The organism is Amycolatopsis sp. WAC 04197 (assembly GCF_003947475.1).
Classification (GTDB): Bacteria; Actinomycetota; Actinomycetes; order Mycobacteriales; family Pseudonocardiaceae; genus Amycolatopsis; species Amycolatopsis japonica.
Genome location: NZ_QHJK01000012.1, coordinates 153,576 through 176,207 on the forward strand (window position 1 = coordinate 153,576; position 22,632 = coordinate 176,207).

Genomic DNA, 22,632 nt, shown 5'->3' on the forward strand with positions numbered 1-22,632 from the left:
GCCAGCCTCTCCACGGCCTGTCGCGGGTCACCAGCCGGTGGTCACCAGCAGCCGCCGCGGCCCACGGAGCACGCGCCCGCTGTGTGCCGGCCTGAATCCGTCCGCCCAGCGCATCCGTGGCATCGCGTCCAGGAGGGCCGACATCGCCGCGCGCGCCTCGATGTGGGTCAACTGCGCGCCGAGACAGGTATGCCTCCCGGCGCCGAAAGCGATTCCTGGACCGGCCGCGTCGAGCACCTCGTCGGCCGCGTCGGTGCCACGGTGGATGTCGAACCTTTCCGGCAAGGGATAGCGGCTCGGATCCCGATTCGCGGAACCGAGCAGACAGGTGACGGTCGCCCCCGCCGGAATCAGGGTGCCCGCGAGTTCGAAGTCCTCGACGGTGTACCGATTCGCCAGCTGCACGGGCGAGTCCTTGCGGATCGACTCCACCCACACCTGACGCGCCAGATCCCGGTCCCCGGCCACGGCGGCGGCCACGTCCGGATGGTCGAGCAGGTTGGCCACCAGCGACGCCAAGCCCTTGTAGGCGGTCTCGGTGCCGGCCGCGATCAGGACGGTGCAGAACGCCTTGATCATCTCGTCGGTGAGCCGCTCGCCGTCCGCCACGGTGCCGCACACGTCCGAGAGCAGATCGTCGCCGGGGGCGCGGCGGCGCTCCGCGATGTGCCGGTCGAGATACTCCGACACGGCTTGCCGCGCGCGCAATCCCGCTTGGAGCAGCTCGGGGTCCTGGCGGTAGTTGCCGAAATAGCGGGTGATCGCGTCGGTCCAGGTCTTCCATTTCGCCAGGTCGGTTTCGGGGATGCCGAACACCACCAGCATCACCCTGAGCGGAAGCTCCCGGCAGAAGTCCGCGAACAGGTCGACCTGGTCCTTCCCGTGGAGACGTCCGACAAGCAGCCCGACTATCCGCTCGGTGGCCTCCGCCCAGCGGTCGAGCGTCCGGCCGTGGAAGGCCCCGGAGACCAGTTTCCGATTCGGGAGGTGCTCGGGCTCGTCCAGCTGGAGCATGGTCACCCCCGCCACCGGTGCCAGCTGCCACTCGTACGGTTTGCTGCTCAGCTCCGTGAGGGCAGTGCGGACGTCCTCGTACCGGCTGACCAGCCAGGTCTCCATCGATTCGTCCCAGACGACCGGGAAATGGTCCCGCAACCGCGCGTACAGCGGGTACGGATCGCGGTCGAACTGTCGCCAGAAAAGGCTCGGCGCCGTCTGTTCGACGTCCACTGTTCCGGTGTTGGCCTGGAGGTACCTGGTGGAGCTCTGATGCCAGCCGACCGCCGTGGCCACGGCATCACACAGCCGGCGGCGATACGCAGCCGTGGCCTCGTCGGTGGGAACGGCGCACTCCGCTTGGAACTCCTGGACCGACCGACGGTAGCGGTCATGGACCGCGTCGACGGCTTCCTGCCAGGAGCAAGCCGTTTCGTCTTTGATCAGCGTCACCAGGTTGGGCTCGCCGAAGCTGAGGTCGCGCTCAATACCGCACAGGTCGTTCGTCCACGACACGATGTCGGAGGCGCACCTCGTCAGCTTGTCCACGTCCCCCACCGGGCTTACGAACTCCGTCATCACGACGAGCAGGTCCCAGGCCATGTCCATCCCGCTGAGCAGACGACGGAACTCCAGATACTCGCTCCGCCTCAACGGCCGTTGACCGCGCCGGATCCCATCGAGTTTCGCCTCCGCGAGCAACCAGGACGAAACCGACTCGGCGAAGGTGTCCAGCCACTCGGCCCCACCGTCCAGTCGCGCGGTCGACGGCCATAGATCCTCCGCCAGCACGCGCAGTGTCGGATCGGTGTTCGGCGCGAGCTCCGGCGCATGCCTGGCGGCGAGCGCCGTTCGCGCGAAGGCTTCGAGGCTATCGCTGTGCTCCCAGGAACCGGCATCGACCAGATCGTCCACCACGAAGATCCAGAGAAACCAGCGGACGAACACGGCCGCCCGGTCATAGGGCGCGTCGCCTGCCACTCCGATGCCGTAGTCGAACAGATCGGACGAAAGGAGTTTGTCACGTCCTCGCGGCCCGATCAGATTGTGCCGCATCCCCCACTCGCAGGTTTCGATCTTGAGCCGCTCGGCCTCCGGGCGAAGCTCCCTCCGCGGAAAAGGAAAAACGAGCTCGGGGAGACGAAATGTGGGCACTCGGACACCATCCAACCTCGAATCGAACGTTTCTTGCGAGAAGAATGAAAGAGGAACAGGTCGCACCCGAATGGAGCAGCAACTCAGCAAAGCTCCCCATGGGCTCAGATCGAGATACCACGCATTCGGTGAATCCGGTGATGATTCATGCTTTCGTCCAACACGCCTGCCTCAAAGCGCCCGCCTCGGGACACTTGTTGGTTTTTGCTTGTCCGGCGAATCTTCCGGGTGAACACTGACCACGCAGTCCCGCTTCTGGAATCCTAGGAGGAACTGGAAATGTCGCGAGCATGGATCAGGTGGGGTTCGGTCACGAGCGTCGCCGTCGCACTGATGGCGCTCGCCCCCGGTGTCGCCGCCGCGGCGGGCCCCGGCGAGATCGACGTGTGCAACCACTCGACCCACGGCGCTTACGTCAGTTTTCCCTGGCGCGCCGGAATGCGCAGCACCACGGTCCCCGCCGAAGGGGTATGTGTTCGCTTCAGATTCGACGGCGACGGTTCGTGGGAACAGGTCGACGTGGTGTACGCGGACAACCCCGACGTGTACATCGGCTCATTCGGCTACACGGCGAGCCGTGGCGCCGCCGTCGCGGTGTACGACAGCGGCCAGTACATCGTCCAGAACTGATCAGGTCCGGCTGACCACGGGCCCGCGCGGAATCGGTCCTCGTGAGCGGTAAGGACGGTTCTATTGAGAGGCAAGGCAAACGTGTCATGGTGCGAACTCTGCCGTCCGGGGCAGTCCGAGGTGCGGGACTTCGTGGCGCACGCTGATCACTGCACCAATAGTCCATAAAGGACGGCAAGGCGCCCATGCGAGTCCGTGAAGGCCTCCTTCCTTACTCTCAGGGTAGGGAAGGAGGCCTTCATGGACCGGCGCTCGGGGGTACTCGGCGAGGTGCGAAGGGAGCTTTCCCTGATCGCACGCGCGGAAAGTCCCCTTCGCCGCAGGTGGCGCGGGCTTCGCGACGCCGAAGCCGGCATCCAGCAAGGTCCCGGGTCCAGCCTGAATTATTCCGCTTGTGTGACACATGAGGCCGTCGGTCGGTGGACCATCCAGGAGTGGTGTTCGCGATAAATCCCTACACCTGGGTCGTTCGGGTGCTCCCGCGAGTTCTCGGTCTGCAACGGTTGCAGGTGGTCCGCCGGGACCGCCTTGTTCTGTTGGGCTGGTCGGGCAAGGGAGAGAGTCAGTCGGTGGTTGAGGGGGTGTGCGTATTCCGCTGGAGGTGCGGCGGTTTCTTGAGGTCACGCTGGGGTTGTCGTGGCCGGAGTCGGATGACCGGGGTTTGGTGGGGTTGTGGAAGGCGTGGGAGGCGGCCAAGGACGCGGCCGCGGTCTACGAGGCCGCGGCCCGTCGAGCCGGCGGTGTGGTCCCGCAGGCGTTGCAGGGTGACACCGTGAGTTCTTCGGCCAGTTCCTGAGCTCCACCATCCCCGACGGCCTCGCCGGGTTGGGTGAGGCCGCGGGTGAGCTGGCGAAGATGTCGCAGAACGCGGCGGCGGATGTCTACAAGACCAAGGTGATGTTCGTGGTGTTCGCCGCGTTCACCCTGGCCTCGATCATTGATTTGCTGGCCACGGTGATCGGGACCCTGTTCACCGGTGTGGTGATCGCCGCCGCCCGGGTCGCGCTGACCGCGATCTGGCGCGCTCTCGTGCTGCGGCTGAGCGAACCGTCGGTGCGTGGCGGGCTGTCCCAGGCCACCAAGCAGGCCCTGCTCAAGACCGCGAAAGACCTCGCGATCAAGACCGGCGGGTTCGCCGCGTTCGGTGCCGCGCTCATGGGCGGCACCGATTTCGGTGTCCAGGCCCGTCAGATCGCCGACGGCGACCGGTAAGGCTGGGACACCACATCCCTGGCCTCGTCCTTCGTCGGTGGCGCGTTGGGAGGCGCGTTCGCCGGAGTGTTCCACTCCGGCGCCGGAGCCGTCCGGAAAACAGCGTTCGCTCTGCGTGACCGTCTCGAGATCGACCCCGCACATCTCGACACCCTCGTCCCCGGCGCGGCCGGCGTGACCGCACGCGACGTCATCACCACCATCACCACCCCCCTCACCGCCCTCGGTGACGCCTCCTACGCCCTCGGGCAGGCCCATCACCACCATCGCCACCGCGCCCCTGATCAACCTCGCCCTCGGCGCCCCTGCCGGCAACCCCGCCCTCGGCGCCCTCGGCGCACTGTCCAGATACGGCGGCGGCTACACCAGCCCGGCCACCGGCACCACCCTCGACACCCTCCACCCCCGGTGCTGCCCCGCCTCAGCATCCCCGCACCCCACGCCACCGAGAAACCAGCCGACCTCGACATCACCAGCAAAGCAGCCGCCACCGGCAAACCCAACAGCATCCACAGCGACACCACACCCCACACCGAACCCCCCCTACACCACCACCCCCGGCCACACGAACGTCCACGACGAGAAAACCCCCGCCTACACCACCCGCCCGCAACCCCTCGGCACCCTCCACACCCAACCCAGTACAACGGCACCGAGCAACGGCGACACTGCCAACGTCCTTCCCTCGGAGACCGCTTCCACACCGAATGTGGGCGCATCGGCCGTGGCAGGCGGCGTCACACCGGAGGCCGCCCAGCCCGTGGCCGAACCCCAGACCGGTACGACCACACCACCGGCCACCACGACCCGGCATTCGCCATCTACCGCCGAAACGCCGACAGCGCGCACCCCGGACAAGTACGGGACATCCCCGACGACCTCGGCTGAGCGTGGCTCGTCCGGCGCGTATCTCAGCCCGCAGACTCCTGCAGCAGCCAGTACCGTCGTCGCTGACACGAAGCAGGGACAGACTCGGCTGGACACCGCCGACCAGGCCAAGACCGCGGGCCAGGACACGACGCACTCGCATAGCCTGCCCGATCATGCCGTTTCCCCAACCGGTTCGGTGCCCTATCCCATGGCGGCCGCCGCCGCACAGCCCGACACCGTCGGCGGAAATCTCGGCACGAGCCCAGCCCACCCCGCCGGGACGACAAGCACGGACATCGACGCCCGGCCTTTCCTCACCGGCTCGACCCCGGGCACGACCTCGGCCCTCGACGCGCGAACTACCGCCGACCCGGCGCTCCCGTCAGATCTCGCGTTCCCGCGGGCCGCGGACGAAACCGTCGTGGGCGTGCGGCCGGACACTGCCTCCGCCGTTCCGGCGATCGAACCGGTGCGTGCCGTTCCCCTCCCCGGCAACAGCGGCATCGCCTTCGTGCCCGACGGCTACGCCGCCAATGTCGCCAACGCTTTCCCCGAACCTCTGCCCGGTGTCTTCCGCGTCGTCGCGCAACAACGGGACAACGCCTTCTCCTTGCCCGAGGCCTATCGTCCACACGAAGCGAACTCCGTCAGCCAGCTCGTCGTAGCGCTTCGCGAACTCCCCGCCCGCCTCGTGTCATGGGGCGACTACACCACCCTCCAGCTCCTAGCCTGCGACCTCACCCCCGCCCTCGTCGAGCGCCTCGCTCCCGCCATCCGCGCCACCCTCGGCGTCGAACTCGATGTCCCCTACCGCGAGACTCCCGTCTACATCACCCTCCAAGGCCACATCACCACCACCGACCCCGGCATCAAAAACACCCTCCACCTCGCAACGCCCGTCCGGCGCCAGTGAGGAAAGATGCGGGTCTATCCCGTGATCGGTGTCTCCGGCGTTGTTGATCAGCAGGTCTCGACTCCCGGCCAGCGGTCACCGAACGTGATGGCGAACGCGTTGATCACTGGTTTCCACCGCATCGTCCTTCGAGCGCGGCCTGTGCCGGTGGGGTCCAGGCCGCGGGTCACAAGGAACAGGCACTTCATCGCGGCCTGCTCGGTCGGGAAATGCCGCGAGCGCCGATCGCTCGCCGGTAGCGGGTGTTCAGCGACTCGATCGCGTTCGTGGAGCAGATCATCGTCCGGATCTCGACGTCGTAGACGAGGAGCGTGAACTCATCCCGAGCGTTGCGCCACAAACGAATCACCGCTGCATGCTTCGCACCCCATTTCTCTTCGAATGTGTCCAAGGCGGCGTCCGGGCTCGGTGCGGTGCAGATGGGTTTGATGTCGCGTTTCACCGCGTCCCAGTCCCGGTGGGACACGAGTCGGAAGGTGTTGCGGATCAAGTGGACGATGCGGGTCTGCACGACGGTTCGCGGCCACACGTTCGTCACGACGTCGGGCAGACCTTTGAGGCCGTCGCAGACGAGGAAGAACACGTCCCGGATGCCGCGGTTCTTCAGGTCGATGAGCACGCTCATCCAGAACTTCGCGCCCTCGCCGCCGGTGCCCATCCACAGCCCAGGACGTCCTTGTGGCCGTCCACGGTGACGCCGATGGCGGCGCTGACGGGCCGGTTGGCGACCTGACCGTCGCGGACCTTGACGTGGATCGCGTCGATGAACACCGCCACGTAGACCGAATCCAGTGGACGGTTGGACCAGTCGTTCTTTTCGGCGACGACCTTGTCGGTGATCCGCGAGATCGTTTCCTTGCTGACCGAGGACCCGTAGATTTCGGCGAAACGCGCCGAGATATCCCCGGTCTTCGTTCCTTTCGCAGATTGCGACAGCACGATCTCGTCCACCTCGGTCAGCCAATCCCGACCTCGCCCGCCGCATCCGAGACCACCGTTTTGGCCGGGTGCCGTTGCGCACGTTCGTCGACTCACGATCCGGGTCAGCCTGGTTCTTCTCATGCCCGAGATGCTCGGTCATCTCATCATTCAGTGCCGTTTCCAGCACGTTCTTGGTGAACAGCTTCAGCAACCCGTCCGGGCCGGTCAACGCCAGGCCCCGCGCCTTCGCCTCGGCCACCATCGCGCCGCGGCGGCCTGCTCCGGCGACAGCTCCCGCGCCGGCTTGGACTCACCCTTGCGTGGACTCACAAGCTCCGATGTCATCACTCACAGTGCCCATCCCGCCAGACCTCAGCCAGGCGTGCCGAGTCGGAAACACCGATCTTGGAACAATCCCGGAGATGCCGAGGGCTGGATGGGGGTGCGCCGCGGGAGACGGAAACTTCGAACAGTTTCTTCTCACCGACTACCACGGCATCGAGAAGCTCTTCACGCCAACGAGTCCAACCGCCTTGGGGTTGACCCGTTTTGACGGACAGGGTCGATGAGGTGGTCTCGGGCTCCCTGACAGCCGGTGGTGTCGTCGGTCGCGTGGTGGCTGGTTCGTACGAGTCGGCGACATGGCCAGCCACGACGATCGATCAGCTGTCCGGGTGGCTGATCACCGCCGCCGATGTCGAGGCGCTTACCGAGCTCGCGGTGCCGTCCGGTTCGACCGATGGCCTGCGGCCCGTCGTCGGGATGGACGACCTGTTCTACCGGCACACCTCGGATCTCCACCGCGTTCCCGGCTCGACTTACCTACGGTTCATCGACACCGATGGCGCCATCACCGTCCTCGATCACTTGCCCGGCGTCACCGGCGAACATGACCGCAGCCGCCAGGCTGGTACCAGGCGATTCCAGAGACCGCGGCTTACGAGCCATCCACGGTCAGCACCAGCTGACCGTGTGTACCACCCGACTGGATCGACGCGTGCGCGTCCGATACCTGCGTCCACGGAATCTCGTGCACGAAACCGGCGGGAGGACGGAAGCCCGCGGACACGTCGGCCCACAATCGGTCGATCTGACGCCGGTTCCCCGTCCGCACGCCGATCAGCGACTGGCTTCGCAGGTAGAACTGGAGCAGGCGGATCGGTATCGGGTCGTGGTTGATCGCGCCGGAGACGACGACCCGGCCGAGCGCCCCGAGCGCGGGCAGATAGGCCTCGCACAACGCCGTGACGCCGAGGTTGTCGACCACGCAGTCCAGCCCCGCGCTTCCGACCGCTTCGAGGATCCGCTCCGGGAGATCCTGGGCCGCGGCGTCGAGCGCGACGAGCGGCAACCCCGCCAACCGCGGCGGACGCCGGTCCACTCCGATCACCCGGGCACCGCGGAATGCGGCGAGCGCGGCGACCGTCGCCCCCAATGCGCCACCGGCGCCAGGCACCAGCACGGTGGTATCGAGACCGACCTCGCCGGCATCGAGCTGGGCGCTGGCGACGCCGCCATTGGCGGCAAGCGCCGCGGCCTCGACGAAGCCGACCTCAGCGGGTATTTCACGGACGTTTTTCACCGGCACGACGCAGTACTCCGCATAGCTGCCCTGCCGGTGGATCCCGACCAGCCTGAACTCACTGCACGCCTCTTCGCGAGACAGGCCGCATGCCCGGCACCGCGAGCAGCTCAACACCGCGGAGACGGCGACCCTCTTGCCGACGAGGTCGTCATCGAGGCCCGGCCCCACCTGGTCGATCACGCCGGCGTGCTCGGTGCCAAGCACGTGCGGGAGAGACGTGATCTGCTGGGCGAAGGGGGGCTTCCCCGCCCGGGCGGCGACATCCTTCGTCCGGGCGACCACCACCGCGTGCACTCGCACCCGCGCTTCTCCCGGTCCGGGCACCGGATCGGGTAGCTCGGCCTCTTCCAGCACCTCCGGGCCGCCGAACGCGCGGATGACGAGCGCCTTCATCAGACCGGCTTCCGTGGTGGGTTGCTCATCGCCTTGACGACCGCCGGCGTGATCCCGCCACCGGTCCCCCACACGTCGGCGTTCTCCTGGGTCCGGGCCCACTCGCCGGGGACCCAATCGTCTCCCACTTCGAGCAGTTCGGCGGTGTACTCGATGACATTCCCCACCGGGTCGATGAAGTAGCAGAAGACGTTGCCGCCAGGACCGTGCCTGCCGGGCCCCCAGACGGTGTCGAATCCCGCCTTGCGCATCCGGCCGAGTGCCTTCATCACTTCGTCGGTGTCCCGGACCTCGAACGCGACGTGGTTGAGGGAGGTCCATTCCCCCTGCGCGAGTACGACGGAATGGTGCTGGGCGTTGCAGCGCAAGAAGACCATCTGGTCGTTCTCGTAGGTGTCCGAGACTTGGAAGCCGAGCACCCTGGTGTAGAAGTCCTTGGCGGCGGCCAGGTTCACGGTGTTCAGCACGATATGGCTCAGCCGATCCGGCCCGTATGACTTCGGCGAGGGATCCGTGTGTCCGGGAATCCCGCAGGTGACTTCGATGCGGCGCCCCTCGGGATCGAGGAACTCGACCCGTGTCTCGTTCGCGGTGAGGATCTCGACCGACTCGCCACGCAGGCGCTCGGTCAGTTTCGCGACGTCGTCTTCGCTCCCGGCGGCCAGGCCGATGCCACCGAGGAGCTGGTCCTCACCGGTGGAGAGGGTAAGGACGTGATGCTCGGGCCCCCGTCCGCGCAGCCGGATCCGGCCGCCGGTTTCGGCGACGCGCGAAAGACCCCAGACATCCTCGTAGAACGGCAGGAGCTCAGCGGGGTCCGGCGTCTGGATCTCGACGTTCCGCAGATGGGTGATCATGAGCGATCCCTACTGAACATGCCGGGAAGATTATCAACTGGTTGATAATATCCCAAGTGATCGTTCCAGGACATGAGAGCGGAGGTAGAGAAGATTCCTGTCGAACCGGCGACGCGGATCGCTTACCTGGTCCGGATGCTCTCCAATACCCTCAACCAGAGGATCGAGCGAGCCCTGCGGCCGCTCGAACTCACGCAGGCGCAGCTGGCCGCACTGGCCCAGCTGGCGCTCCGCGCACCGGGCCGGCTCTCGGGCGCGGAACTCGGCCGTCGTGCCGGTGTCACCCCACAGGCGATGTGGTCGGCGGTCGCGGGCCTGGAACAACGCGAACTCGTCGAGCGGTCACCACACCCGACGCACGGCAGGGTTCTCGAGATCGGCATCACCGAAGACGGCATCGACGTGCTGGCGCAGGCGCAAGAACTCACCGCGCCGGTGGACGCGCACGCCATGGCCACCCTGACGGACGGGGAACAACGGCAGCTTCGCGCGTTGCTGCTCAAGAGCATGACGGCACTGGACCTCCCGCATCCCGACGGCGGGGACGTTCAAGCACGCGTGACCGAGGGCAGCCCCGAGGCGACGATCGGATCGATCAGCGCCTGGGTCCGGCGCAAATGACGCTCCAGCAGGCTCGCGGCCAGGTCCATGTGCTGGTCGATCGCCGCGTCGCGCAGCCGCCGGCCACCCCCAAGGCCCGGTATCGGTATCCCTTCCGGCTCACCCGTGCGAGCGGCGAAGTCATCAGCTTCCCGTGGCGGCCCCGGGAAGACTGTGCAGCACCGAGGCGGTTCCGACGAAAGCCCCTGATTCGACGGAGCACGACACCTTGTAGTACATGCCATGAGCCGTCTTCCTGCGGCGCACGAAATCGAGTTCGCAGCTACCATCTCGGACATTGACCTGGCGGCGGCAGCGTAACGAAATATCATGCAGGAAGACTTCTCCGCTCTTTCTCCGGAGTTCCTGATCGATGTGCACGCCGACGACGATCAGCTGAGAAGCGACGACCAGCGCGGTGACCGCGGAGAGATGATAAACGCCCAAAGAGTCGACCTCGCCATCCGCGACCGCGAAGTCACCCGCCACCCCCGTCTCGGTCCGGCGCACATCCGTCAGCCGAGGTTTCTCGCTTCGATAGCCGACGGCCAGATATGGAGAGCACAGCGCTTTCAGCTCATCGTCATGCCAGACCATTCGGTCAACCGGACCGATCGTCACGTCAGTCATGGCTCGATTCTGCCAAGCAGCCAGGCCGCGAAATGGTGTTGAGCGGATCGCTACCCCTTCGGGCGGCCACACCTATACGATTTCATGGAGCCGGTTTCCGTTCCTGCCGTAGCCCGAGCATCGGAAGAGCTGGGACACGAGGTCGAGCACATCGCGCCGGGAACTCAACTCCCGTCTTGCGGTTATCGCCCGCGTGCGCGAAGTCCAGGTTTCCGTCGTACCCGGCTCGGACCAACGACCCTTCCACTCGGCGAAGTCGTCAATAATCGATACGGTCGGCTTTTCCCGCCCAGGCCTTGAACGGCAGGCGCTTGTTGTCGACGCGCAGCGCGCGCACCGGCACTTCCCACGTATCGCGGGGTTTCTCGAACAATTCGTAGAACGCGAGATCGTCGAAACCAGCCATGGCGGCGTCATGCCGATCGGCCGCGTAAACGACACGATCCACCCGGGCCCAGAGCGCGGACGCCAAACACATCGGGCAAGGCTCACACGAGGACACGAGCACGCAGCCTGCGAGTTTGAATTCCTGGAATTTCCAGCATGCCTGGCGAATGGCGACCACTTCGGCATGGGCTGTCGGATCGTAGAGGGAGGTGACCTGATTGACACCGGTGGCGACGACCTCACCACCCTTGACGATCATGGCTCCGAACGGGCCACCGCCGACCGCGACGTTACGGGCGGCGATCTTGACACTTTCGACGAGCCACTCATGATCCTCGGCCATACCGTCTGCTCGAAGGGTCATTCGAGGCCTCACTTCTGTCGTCGGGTATAACGGATGACCGGGCTCGTAGCCGACAACACATCTTCAGCGCAGCGTTCCCGAATCCACTGGAGTGGCTGGAACTGGCGAAGAAGCCGAGGGGAAATCCTCACGAACCGGAGGTCGAGCGTGTCCCCGGCCACCTGCCTGGCCACACTTCCGGCCGTCCTTTGTGAAGACGATTTCGCGTACGGGCAAATCTGCTATCAGCGATGCCCTTCCAGACCTGGCATATCGGGGCCTTGTGGCTCGATCATCGAAAGTGGTGACCGGTAACCGGAGGCGAGCGGGTTCGCTTCACCTCGCGGCGCGTCCTTGACCGACACCCACAATCCACGAGCGAAGAGAAAGGAACACGGGTGACCGTTGCCATGCGGCCCGCCGAGCGGTCACGAGCTGCGGTCCGGCCGAGAATCCTCGCCACCGCGGTCCTTCTCATCGTGATCACGGGCAACGTCCTCGCGGTGACACTGCTCTTCTTCGCCGCCGGGCTTTCGGGCAACCCGCTCGTCGACATCGGGCGGCTCACCGGTCTCTACGGTGGCTTGGCGATGGTGGTCCAACTGGTCCTCATCGCCCGGCTGCCCTGGCTGGACCGGCGTATCGGCATGGACCGGCTCACCAATTGGCACCGGTGGACGGGTTTCGCTCTTCTCTGGGCGTTGCTGGCACATTTCGTCTTCACCGTCTTCGGATACAGCCAGATCGACGACAAGGGAATCGTCGATGAGTTCGCCTCGATGGTCACCCAGCTCGAGAGCATGCTTCGCGCGGTGGTCGCTTTCGTGCTCATCCTGCTCGTCGGGGGCGTTTCGGCACGACTCGTCCGCAGGCGCATGTCCTACGAGACCTGGCACTTCATCCACCTCTACGCCTATGCCGCGGTGGTGCTGGGGTTCGGCCACCAGGTGTTGCTCGGCAAGACGTTCTCGTCCGGTGGCATCGCCGAGATCTACTGGCACGTCCTTTGGATTCTCGGGCTGGCTTCGGTGCTCGTCGGACGGCTGGTGTTGCCGCTGGCCCGGAACCTCCGCCATCGGTTGCGGATCGTCGCGGTGGTGCCTGAGTCGGCCGAAACCGTGTCGGTGTACATGACCGGAAGGCACCTCGATCGCATGCCCGTCAAGGCCGGACAGTTCTTCTTATGGCGGTTCCTGACGAAAGACCGGTGGTGGCAGGCCAACCCGTATTCGCTCTCGGCCGCGCCCGACGGCAAGACCCTCCGGCTGACCGCGAAGGCCGCCGGCGACGGCAGCGCGTCCCTGCGCTCGCTGAAGGTCGGCACCTGGGTGTTCGCCGAAGGGCCCTACGGCGCGTTCACCGCGATGCATCAGCGCAAGACTCGGGCGCTGCTCGTGGCGGGCGGAGTCGGTATCACGCCCCTCCGTGCGCTGCTCGAGGAGATCGCCGGGCACGTGATCCTCGTCTACCGGGTCCGATCCGAACAGGACGCCGTGCTCCTGGCGGAGATCAGGGGCCTGGCCAGGGCTCGCGGCGCGGCCGTCCACGTGCTCGCGGGGCCCTCTGATCGGGCCGGTCCGTTCGGACCGCTGCTGGGCCCCGACAGCCTGTGGCGTCTGGTGCCGGACATCCGCGAACGGGATGTCTTCGTCTGCGGTCCGCCGGGCATGACCTCGGCCACGTTGCGCAGCCTGCGGGAGGTCGGCGTGCCGAACCAGCAGATCCACGCCGAACGCTTCAGCCTCGCCACCTGAGCAAGGAGACAGCCGATCCATGAAGAAGACCGTCATCGCCCTGATCGTGGCTTTGTCGACAGCGGGTTTCGTCGGCCTCTACGTCTTCGACCCGGGCCGGCCCGATCCCGCGACGGTCACCCCTGCCACCGCTCCGAGCGTCTTCGAGGCCCTGGAGATTCCCACCAGCGTTCCGGCCGGCGTGCCGGCCGAGCGTACGGTGGACGGGTCGGCCGAGACCGACAAGTACGGCACGGTCCAGGTGCAGCTTCTGCTGTCCGGTGACCGGATCTCGGAAGTCCGCTTCCTGCGGCAACCCGAACCCGGGAGGGGAGCCGACGCGGTCAAAGTCCTCCAGCAGGCGACGCTGGCCGCCCAGAGCGCCGAGATCGACACCGTCTCAGGGGCGACGATGACGAGCGAGTCGTACCTCAAGTCCCTTCAGGCGGCTCTGGACGCGAGGTGAAGCGGGTCGAACAGGTCATGGGTTTGCCGGTCTCGGTCGACGTCCGTGACCAGGGCGACCACCGGTCGTCGATCGAACGCGTTTTCGCGTGGCTGCACGAGGCCGACCGGAGGTTCAGCCCCTTCAGGGCGGACAGCGAAGTGAGCCGTTTCGATCGCGGCGACCTGACGGTGTCCGAGCTGAGCGACGATCTGCTCGACATCCTGATGATCTGTGACCACTACGAGCGGCTCTCCGGTGGCGCGTTCACCGCCCGTATCCCGGGCAGGCCCTTGGATCCCAACGCGGTCACCAAGGGCTGGGCGGTCCAGCGGGCGGCTCGGCTGCTGGAAGCCGACGGGCTGAAGGTCTTCTGCGTCAACGCCGGGGGCGACGTGGTCACCTCGGGAGAACCGGAGCCCGGCCGCGGCTGGCGGATCGGGATCCGTCATCCCGAACTGCGTGACGAGATATGCGCGGTCGTGGAGTGGTCAGACGGTGCCGTCGCGACCTCCGCATCGTATGAACGCGGCGAACACATCTTCGACGGCCGCACCGGACGGCCCGCCGACGGCCTGCTGTCGGTGACCATCGCCGCCGAGGATCTGCTCCGGGCGGACGCGCTGGCGACGGCCGCCTTCGCGATGGGCGACGAGGGGATCGACTGGGCCGCCTCGCAGCCCGGCTGCGCCGTGTTGATCGTCGACACCGACCGGCGAGTGCACCGCTCGTCCGGGCTGAAACTGCTGTGAGCACCTGGCGTGAAAGGACCTGAACTTGACCATCGAGCAGACCGCTTTGCGCGGGGCGGCGGATCCACCGCCTGCGACGGGTGCCTGGCGCGAGGGCGACCCGCCGGGGCGGCGGCAGTGGTTCAGCCATCCGGACACCTTCGAACTGGAGGGAGGCGGGGCTCTGCCTGGGTTCGTCCTGGCCTTCGAGACTTGGGGACGGTTGAACGCGGAGAGAACGAACGCGGTCCTGCTCGAACACGCCTTCACCGGTGACAGCCACGCCGCGGGAGCGCCAGGCCCAGGACATCCCAGTCCCGGCTGGTGGACCGCGTTGATCGGTCCGGGGTTGCCGCTGGACACGGACCGGTATTTCCTCGTCGCGGCGAACGCTCTCGGCGGTTGCCAAGGCTCCACCGGGCCTTCCTCCCTCGCTCCGGACGGCACCCCGTGGGGTAGCCGGTTCCCCGTCCTGACCTTGCGCGATCTGGTGGCGGCGGAGTCACACCTGGCCACCTGGCTCGGAATCCCCCGCTGGCGAGCCGTGATCGGCGGTTCGATGGGCGGGAACCGGACGCTGGAATGGGCGGCCACCTGGCCGGAGCGGGTGGCCGCGATCATGGTGCTGGGCTGCGCCGCCGCCACCCCTGCCGAGCACATCGCACTGGGTTCCGCCCAGATCCACGCGATCACCGCCGACCCTGGCTGGTTTGGCGGGGATTACCACCATCTGCCCCCCGGTGCGGGTCCGCACCGGGGCTTGGGGACGGCCCGTCGCATCGCGCATCTGGCGTACCGAAGCGAAACCGAAATCGACCAGCGCTTCGGCCGGGACCCCCAGGCCGGCGAAGATCCTCTGCAGGGCGGCAGATTCGCCGTCGAGTCCTACTTCGACCACCACGCGGACAAACTCGTCCGCCGGTTCGACGCGGGAAGCTACGTCACCCTCACCCGGGTCAGGAACAGCCATGATCTCGGCCGGGGCCGCGGCGGTGTCGAGGCCGCGTTGGCCGGGATCGCCGCCGAGGCGGTCGTCGCCAGGCTTTCCGGCGACCGGATGTACCGGCCCTCCACACTCGACCAACTGGCCACGGGCATCCCCGGCTGCGCCGGTGTTTCGGAGATCGTCTCGCCACACGGGCACGACGGTTTCCTCACCGCGACCGACCAGATCGGCCCGTTGATGCGTTCGCTGCTGGAGTGATCGCCGTACCTCCTCCGAGCCGGCTCGCTCTCCCGTGGCCGGTGTGTCGCGAAAGCCACTTTCAAGACGTGTGACGTCGCGAAAGTGGCTTTCGCGACGCCGCCCCTTACCGATTCGTGAAGTAATTCCCCCTGTTCGCTCCGATATCGGCCGTACCACCAGGTAACAGCCACTCAGATGGCGCACAGTGCACCTGTGGAGCTGACCGCTGAAGAGGTGCTGTGCGGTGGGTGACGGGGGTGTGCACGTCCCGCCGCATTTGCGGAGGTTTCTCGAGGTCACGCTGGGGTTCTCGTGGCCGGAGAGTGACGATCAGGGCCTGACCGCGTTGTGGCTGGCGTGGGCGGAGTTCGAGAAAACGGTCACCGCCTACCAGGCCGCGGTGGCCGCCGCCGGACGCGGCGCCGGGCACGCCCTGGCCGGTGACACCGGCGAGTTCTTCAGCGACCACCTGACCGGCGCTGTCGGCGACAGCCTGGCCGCACTCGCCGAGGGCGCCGGGGAACTGGGCACGATGGCCCAGACCGCCGCCGCCGACGTCTACAAGACCAAAGTCATGTTCGTCGTGTTCGCCGCGTTCGCCCTCGCCACCATCATCGAACTGCTCGCCAGCCTCATCGGAGCCCTGTTCACCGCCCCCGTCATCGCCGCAGCCCGGATCAGCCTCGCCGCGATCTGGAAAGCCCTCGTCACCCGCCTCGCCACCCTCACCCGCCCGCTCCTGCTCCGCGGCCTGGCCGAAGCCGCCGAACAGACCGCGAAATTCACCGTCATCGGCGTCGGCCTCATGGCGGGTACCGACTTCGGTGTCCAGGCCCAGCAGATCGCCGATGGCCTCCGCGATACCTGGGACACCCGCTCCCTGACCGCCTCCGCCATCAGCGGCGCGCTCGGCGGCGCGTTCGCCGGGCTCTTCCACGCCGGAGCAGGCCTGATGCGCTCCACCGCCTTCACCCTCGAAGGCCGCCTCGTCACCACCGGTGTCACCACCGCGTTCACCGGCCTCCAGAAAGCCCTCGGCCACCTCCTCTACGGCACCGGGCAAGTCGGCATCGCCCTGCTCACCGCACCCCTCATCAACACCCTCACCGGCCACCCCGGAGCCAACCCCTTCCTCGGCATCATCACCGCCTTCAGCGCCCACGGCGGCCCCACCCACACCGCGCCCACCCACACCACACCACCCACCCTCACCATCCCCACCACCGTCGTGGGACCCCCACCGGTCACGGAGAAACCACCCGCCTACACCGCGACCGATGGCGGCTCAGTGCCGAAGCCGGGCACACCGTCGACAGCCGGGGAAGCCACCGATCCGACCTGGCAGGAGGAATACGGAGCAGATGAGCGACGGCCCACGACCGAGCTCAGCCTGTCGGCCACGGCACAGTTCGCCCAGCCCGGCCGGACGCTGTCGCCACTGGGCGCGGCCGCGTCCGGCGAAACACGACCCGCCTCCGTCGTCGCACCCCGCGCCACGGGCCAGGAGATCGACCGAGTGCGCGTGCCGTCCGCCACCACGGTTTCCCCGGCCGTGCCCTCCCCCGCCCGGGATCAAAGCGGGTTGGCCCCCGAGTCGAGACTCTTCCTGACAGAAGCCGCCGCTCCGAACGGTTCCCACGCCGGGCACGTCGCTCTTGACTCCGGTTCACCTCATCCGGGCGGATCTGCCGATGTGCCGGGCCTTCTGGAACCCACGCTGCCGGAAGCCCCCGTGACCGCGGCCGCCGCGTCGCTCGTCGAGTTGGGTGTCCTCCCGGCGGCGCCCCCCGCCGCGGTGGCGGAGATCCGGGATCGGCTCGATCACCTGCGAGCGGCCGCCGATACGACCGGACGCCGGCCGTTCGAGCCCTTACTCGGCCCGGACCTTTTCGGTCTCGGCCGGACCCCCGAGACGCCGGCCGCTCTCCGCGGGCTCGACTTCGACGCGTTGAGCGCGGCGCAAGGTGTCACGCTGCTGGAGCGTCTGGACCTCACCCGCCCGTTGCCGCCTGCTGACCAATTGACCCCTGAGGCCCTCGCCGAGGGGCGGCCGGAAGTACATGTGTCGGCCTGGACAGAGGCAGACGAAAGAGCGTGGGAACACGAGGGCCTCGACTGGGACAATCTGCCCCCGCGCCGGGAGACCCCGCAGCTTCTCCACGGAATCTGGCTGGGTGGCCCGCTGGCCGACGACGGCATCGGCAGCCTCCCCCTGGTCGCCGCGGCAGACTTCGAAGGCACGGCTTCGCTGACGGCGAAGGTGATCCAGACCCTGGTGCGTGAACTGGCGAACCGCCAGGGCGATCTCCACCTCACCGAAGTCATGGATGTGGTGCTGCGGCACGAAATCCCCGCGGCCGTCTGGTCCGCCGCGATCGGCTACCTCGCCGACACGCCCAGCCTGCGCGAACGGGTGCGCACGGTGACCATCGACCGGTTCCACTATCAGGGCCTCACCACCGTCGCTCTTCCTCCCGACGCGGCGTCGCTTCTGGTTCCCCGCGCGGGTGAGCGAGTGGAGTACCTGGGAGAGACCGTCGTCCCGGTCACCCTGCGGTCGCCGTCCGGAGGGGGTGTCCGTCCCGTCGACGCGCCGTGGCCCGCACCGCTACCGGAACGCGACTTGGCCGAAGCGGTCCTCGCGAAACGCTCCACGCTGCGCGGCGGCCCGTTGCTTCCGGAACTGCCCGACCCGCGTCACGAACGATCGCCCCAGCTCACCGCCGTTCCACCGACCTCCCGTCCGCCACGCCCCGACGCGCCGGAACTGGTCCTCGACGACCCTGTCGACGGCAAGGCACCGAACGCGGAGCAGGCGAACGCTCTGGCCGAGCTGGCTCGGTACCTGGCCGAGCAGTCGATCCTGCGGGCGAACCGTGGTTTCTCCCAGCCTTCGGTCGAACTGCGCGCCGCCGGGGAAACCCGCGGGGCGGAACAGATCCGGACCCGGTTGACCGACCTGCTCAGCCGGCACACGACAGACGCCACGGCCCCTGCCCCGGCCATCCACGTGCGGCAAAGCTCCGGTGTGGCGGAACACGCCATCGAACTACGCGTCGACTGGGAACTCCGCGGCACCGGTCTGCCCGCCCGCGGCACCGTCGAGACCACACCGCCGGCCACCACCCGGACCATCACCACCGACCGGCCACCCGCTCCGCACCCCGTTCTCGACGACCACGCCTGGCGCCGCAGTCCCGCCGCGACCGCCGAGTGGATGACCGACCCGGCACCACTCACGCGCGCGGAACTCGATGCCGATCGCGACCGCGCCACCGTCACCACCGTCCACGCCGAGGTCACCGGCCCGCGAGTACTCGATCTCCGTCCGGGTGCCAAGACCGGGCAATGGCGGCACCCGATCGCCTACGACTACCGCCGTTACGAAGCCAGGCCGGGAAAGTGGGTGCAGGAGTACACCGTCCGGCTGAACTTCACCGCGCCCCGTGGTTTCGAACTGCCCCGTTACCTCGACCACGCACAAACGGCCCTCGACAGCGTCTACAACCACCAGTACCGCGTGCCGACCGGCGACGCCTTTCACCTCCGTGTTCAGCACGACCCCACCGATTCCGCCCACGGCACCATCACCGTCACGGCACCGGGAAGCAAGACCGACCAGTTGCACTGGCCCACTGACATCGATCCCCTCGTGGTGGCCCACGAAATCGGCCACTTCACCGGGCTTCACGATGAATACGTCCGGCTGAACCCTGACGGAGTCCCCTGGGCCTTGCGCGGCCCGGGCTCCACCAGGGTGGCCGCCGACGACGGCTTGTTCACCTCGCACCTCGCCGATTACCTGGACGACTTGCGCGCCAAGGGACGAACCGATCTTGCCGTGCCCTCGGTCAAGCCGCGCAACCTCTGGTTGGTGGAGCACCTCGCGAGAACCCTCGGCGCGACCACCGGTATCTCGAGCGGCCACCCGGCACGGACAGGCGGAGCGGTGCTCCCCGAGGCTCCCGGCGAAACACCCGTACTGCCCACACCTGCCGACGCGGTCGCTTCACTCGCGCGGCTTTCCGACGAACTCGCCCAGGCGCAACGGCATATGGCCGCGTTGCCACCGGATTTCGACCCGCGGTTGCGGGCCGGCATCGACGCACGGAAGGCCGTGGCGGACCGAGTCACCGTTCAAGATCTGACACCGCTGGACGTGGCCGGGCTTCCCAACCAGATGGAGAGTGCCACCAGGCTGAACACTTTCCTCCGGGAAGCCCGGCTACGGCAGATGCACGTTTCGCACGATGCCGCCGTGGCCAAGATCGAACGCGATGAGAACCCTCTGCGGTATCACCCCGCTGGCATACCGGGTGGGGTGACCAGCAGTCCGGACGCCAGGTTCGGGCTGGAGATCGAGTTCCAGCTGCTCGGTGACCATTTCGCCGAGCAGATCGGAGTCTTGGGCCAACGTCTCGAAGAGGAAGGCATCATCGACTGGAAAGGTGGTCAGGACTTCCACCGCGTCGCGACCGATCCGACCCGATGGACGCTGGTCAACGAGGACGCTCACGACGCGGGCGTGGAACTGCGATCGCCGATCCTGCCCGGCGGCACGGAAAGCTGGACGGCCTTGGCAACGGCACTACGCGTCATCAGGTCCCATAGGAACGCCGATGGCGATCCCCCTGACGCCGGCAGAGTAGGTGGCCACGTCAACGTCAGCTTCGCAGGGCAGCCCGCGCTGTCGGTCTACGGCAGGCTGGCCCAGCTGGACAAGGTGTTCGAAGACAACCGATACCGCTTAGGCAACCACTACGGACGCGATGCGTTTCAGCGGCACCTTGCGAATGTCGGCCCGAACCCGCTCCCGCTGGCGCTTTCCGACATCAAGACACCCCAGGACATTCGCGCGCTCAACTTCGACAAGTTCGACGCGCTCAGCTTCAGGAACGTGACGGACACCGCCGATGACCGGGTCGAGTTCCGATCTTGGGCCGGCGGCCTCGATGAGACCGTCTTCCAGATCCACGCGGAACTCAGTGGCCTGATGCGGCTCGCTGCCGAAGATCCGTCGCTCGACCGTCGGTTGCTCGAACTGCTGCCGCAGCCGCGCCTGGTGGGTCATACTCCCGCGTTCACCAACACACGGGATGAACTCTCCTACCTGCTGGACTTTCTGGAATTGCTCCCGATGAACCGCGCCACCGAAGAGCTGGTGGTCGCCTCGCACGCCTGGACCCGTCCCCTCGCGGTGACCGACGAGAACGATTCCGAACTCCGGGCCCAGACCATTGTCGGTCCCGGTGGACGCGGCTGGTACTTCCCTCCGCCGGGCTGCACCATCCGGGAAGCGGTGGCCGTCGCCGCGCGGTTTCCGCACTACCCCACGACGGAAATCGTGGCGGCCGACCTGACCACCGGACGGGACGAGATCGACCTGTGGATCGGCGACCCGATCTCTTTCGACGACTTCGCCGACGTGGTCGCGGGCCGTGATGTGCTCTTCAGGGCGAAAAAGGACGGCCGTCCCTCGGCTCGGCTCGTCCTTGCCGTCGAGAACGGCGCGACCGGGCTGGGTCGCGCCATGTCGCTTGCCATGCAAGACGATGAGGCGGTCGTGGCCACCGAAGGAAGGGTGTGGATCACCGAGGAAGGCCGGCTGATGACCGATACCGAATGGCTCGAGTTCGACGAAGGTCGCGTCCGAGTCCATAGCGGGCGACAAGAGCTCGGGGCGGCACTGGAGTCTATCGACGAGCAGGACACCGCACAGGATGGCTGAGGTGTCCGGACGCGGATCACCGTGGCCGCCCCGAATCGCTACCAGGTCGTCCCGTCTTCGGCGAGATGGTCACAACGCACGAGATGCCCGTCGGGGAGCGTGCACGTCCAGCCGCTGTGTTCGGTGTCCGGTGGCACCGGGAAAAGCGAACTCGGACAACCCTTGACGAATTCGGACGTCTTCACACCGTTGTGCTCACTTGCCGGGATTTCCATGAAATGACCTCTTCCGCACTGTTTTCTGAACCAGCCGGGGACTACGTGCGTTCCCCGGCCAGCGCAGTTCAACAGACAGTCCGGAAGTGTGACCAGGATGCGGCGCCGGTCGACAACTAACGTACATCGACGATTGGACGTAAACGCGATCAGCCGGCTTCCTGCCCCAGAGCCGACGCACGCGTCATCACCACGCGAAGGTGTTTGGCGAAACCGAAAGCACCGCTGCGGAGCGACTTCGCGGTGGAGTTCACCTCGACGCGACCGGTCCGGCCGGTGACCGCCAGCGCGATCGGCCACGGCGTCGGCGTGTGGGGGACGGCGACCGCGAGGGTGGTGATCAAGCCGGACCGGCACTGGCTGGTGGAGATCCCGGTCTTGCGCGCGGTGGCCAGCTCCTTGGCCCTGGCCACCGCGGCGGGCACCCGGCTGCTGTGTGCCAGCAAGATCCGGGTGATCGCGGACTCCTCCGATGCCTTCTTCGCGGCCACCTGGTCGGGAAGACGGCAGGCCCGATGGCCGTAAAGCTGGTTCAGATGATGCACGGTGTCACCGACCAGGACGCTCAGGCTCACGGTCTCCCCGGTCGCGCGGTACAGCTCGAGTAGGAACGGCGTCGATTCCCGCCGGATCATCGCGAACAGGTCGGCGTTCGCGCTGACCCCGGCGTCCACTAATTGTTCACCTGCAAGATATCCCGTCTCAGTGCGCACCACGACGCCGTGTTCGTGGAGGACGTTGAGCACCCGGTGCACGGTGGCCTTGGCGAGACCGGTCTCCCTGGTCAGGGTGGCCAGAGTGGCCGAACTTTCGTGTGCGATGACCGCGTTCAGCACGAGCATCGCCTTGTCCACGGCACTGAGTGTGTCTTTGGACCTCGTCGGGTTCCCGGACAGAGAAGCTGGGGAAAGGCTCATGGGGTATCCGTCCACTTCGACCACCTGGCAGCGTTACCACTAGATCGTGCGGTCAGGAGCCGAAAGGACGCCTGCACGATCGCGCACCCAGCGCTTTTTCGGTCAGCGATCGTGCACTTTGGACCGCGCGGGAAGATCAACGGTGAGCGCGGGAGGCCGTCCAAGCGGGCATATCGGTTCGACGA

General features: G+C 67.1%; 17 protein-coding genes and 1 pseudogene. 10 read left to right on the forward strand and 8 right to left on the reverse strand.

From position 1 onward, the window contains the following. Positions 1 to 27 precede the first annotated feature (27 nt). On the reverse strand, positions 28 to 2,151 hold the full coding sequence (locus DMC64_RS36915; protein WP_125737283.1) for a cytochrome P450: 2,124 nt from the start codon (positions 2,149 to 2,151) through the stop codon (positions 28 to 30). A gap of 279 nt (positions 2,152 to 2,430) precedes the next feature. Between DMC64_RS36915 and DMC64_RS36920 the strand changes: the two genes are divergently transcribed. From DMC64_RS36920 to DMC64_RS36930, 4 genes are all read left to right on the forward strand, one after another. After that, positions 2,431 to 2,781 carry a hypothetical protein gene (locus tag DMC64_RS36920; protein ID WP_125737284.1) on the forward strand — a complete coding sequence of 117 codons (351 nt, stop codon included), beginning with the start codon at positions 2,431 to 2,433 and terminating at the stop codon, positions 2,779 to 2,781. A gap of 583 nt (positions 2,782 to 3,364) precedes the next feature. Beyond that, positions 3,365 to 3,577, forward strand: coding sequence for a hypothetical protein (locus tag DMC64_RS42825; protein ID WP_158634301.1), 213 nt, complete (start codon positions 3,365 to 3,367; stop codon positions 3,575 to 3,577). A gap of 59 nt (positions 3,578 to 3,636) precedes the next feature. Continuing rightward, the gene (locus DMC64_RS36925; protein ID WP_125737285.1) at positions 3,637 to 3,993 is read left to right on the forward strand and encodes a hypothetical protein; all 357 of its coding nucleotides are present in this window, start codon (positions 3,637 to 3,639) and stop codon (positions 3,991 to 3,993) included. Positions 3,994 to 4,717: 724 nt separating this feature from the next. Then, positions 4,718 to 5,776, forward strand: a complete 1,059-nt coding sequence (locus DMC64_RS36930; protein ID WP_125737286.1) for a hypothetical protein — start codon at positions 4,718 to 4,720, stop codon at positions 5,774 to 5,776. Positions 5,777 to 5,823: 47 nt separating this feature from the next. On the opposite strand, the pseudogene DMC64_RS36935 reads toward DMC64_RS36930, so the two are convergent. From DMC64_RS36935 to DMC64_RS36945, 3 genes and pseudogenes are all read right to left on the reverse strand, one after another. Further along, a pseudogene (locus DMC64_RS36935) lies at positions 5,824 to 6,959 on the reverse strand (IS256 family transposase); the annotation flags it as partial. A 675-nt stretch (positions 6,960 to 7,634) separates the two neighbouring features. Further along, a complete protein-coding gene (locus DMC64_RS36940; protein ID WP_125737287.1) occupies positions 7,635 to 8,675 on the reverse strand; it encodes an alcohol dehydrogenase catalytic domain-containing protein in 1,041 nt (346 codons plus the stop codon). Further along, a complete protein-coding gene (locus tag DMC64_RS36945; protein WP_125737288.1) occupies positions 8,675 to 9,532 on the reverse strand; it encodes a VOC family protein in 858 nt (285 codons plus the stop codon). The genes DMC64_RS36940 and DMC64_RS36945 overlap by 1 nt, the downstream gene beginning before the upstream one ends. A gap of 72 nt (positions 9,533 to 9,604) precedes the next feature. Here DMC64_RS36945 and DMC64_RS36950 point away from each other — a divergent pair, with 72 nt between their 5' ends. After that, on the forward strand, positions 9,605 to 10,153 hold the full coding sequence (locus tag DMC64_RS36950) for a MarR family winged helix-turn-helix transcriptional regulator (RefSeq protein WP_125737289.1): 549 nt from the start codon (positions 9,605 to 9,607) through the stop codon (positions 10,151 to 10,153). A 123-nt stretch (positions 10,154 to 10,276) separates the two neighbouring features. Here DMC64_RS36950 and DMC64_RS36955 read toward each other — a convergent pair whose 3' ends face one another. Together DMC64_RS36955 and DMC64_RS36960 are read right to left on the reverse strand one after the other, a co-directional pair. Continuing rightward, positions 10,277 to 10,762, reverse strand: coding sequence for a hypothetical protein (locus DMC64_RS36955; protein ID WP_125737290.1), 486 nt, complete (start codon positions 10,760 to 10,762; stop codon positions 10,277 to 10,279). 259 nt (positions 10,763 to 11,021) lie between these two features. After that, complete coding sequence (locus DMC64_RS36960; RefSeq protein WP_233629952.1) at positions 11,022 to 11,492, reverse strand: nucleoside deaminase; 471 nt, start codon at positions 11,490 to 11,492, stop codon at positions 11,022 to 11,024. Positions 11,493 to 11,902: 410 nt separating this feature from the next. Between DMC64_RS36960 and DMC64_RS36965 the strand changes: the two genes are divergently transcribed. The 5 genes from DMC64_RS36965 to DMC64_RS36985 all read left to right on the forward strand — a co-directional run bounded on the left by DMC64_RS36965 (position 11,903) and on the right by DMC64_RS36985 (position 21,315). Then, entirely contained in the window at positions 11,903 to 13,246 is a 1,344-nt protein-coding gene (locus DMC64_RS36965) for a ferric reductase-like transmembrane domain-containing protein (protein ID WP_125737344.1), read from the forward strand. A 19-nt stretch (positions 13,247 to 13,265) separates the two neighbouring features. Next, positions 13,266 to 13,691 carry an FMN-binding protein gene (locus DMC64_RS36970; protein WP_125737292.1) on the forward strand — a complete coding sequence of 142 codons (426 nt, stop codon included), beginning with the start codon at positions 13,266 to 13,268 and terminating at the stop codon, positions 13,689 to 13,691. Next, positions 13,688 to 14,422, forward strand: a complete 735-nt coding sequence (locus DMC64_RS36975; RefSeq protein WP_199755214.1) for an FAD:protein FMN transferase — start codon at positions 13,688 to 13,690, stop codon at positions 14,420 to 14,422. Before DMC64_RS36970 ends, DMC64_RS36975 begins: the two co-directional genes overlap by 4 nt. Before the next feature lie 25 nt (positions 14,423 to 14,447). Continuing rightward, the gene (locus DMC64_RS36980) at positions 14,448 to 15,605 is read left to right on the forward strand and encodes a homoserine O-acetyltransferase (RefSeq protein ID WP_233629953.1); all 1,158 of its coding nucleotides are present in this window, start codon (positions 14,448 to 14,450) and stop codon (positions 15,603 to 15,605) included. 226 nt (positions 15,606 to 15,831) lie between these two features. Next, the gene (locus DMC64_RS36985) at positions 15,832 to 21,315 is read left to right on the forward strand and encodes a hypothetical protein (RefSeq protein WP_125737293.1); all 5,484 of its coding nucleotides are present in this window, start codon (positions 15,832 to 15,834) and stop codon (positions 21,313 to 21,315) included. Between the two features lie 38 nt (positions 21,316 to 21,353). On the opposite strand, the gene DMC64_RS42830 is transcribed toward DMC64_RS36985, so the two are convergent. Further along, positions 21,354 to 21,530: a hypothetical protein gene (locus tag DMC64_RS42830; RefSeq protein WP_158634302.1), complete on the reverse strand. Its 177-nt coding sequence runs from the start codon at positions 21,528 to 21,530 to the stop codon at positions 21,354 to 21,356. Positions 21,531 to 21,679: 149 nt separating this feature from the next. Further along, entirely contained in the window at positions 21,680 to 22,384 is a 705-nt protein-coding gene (locus DMC64_RS36990) for a helix-turn-helix domain-containing protein (RefSeq protein ID WP_158634303.1), read from the reverse strand. Between the last annotated feature and the right edge of the window lie 248 nt (positions 22,385 to 22,632).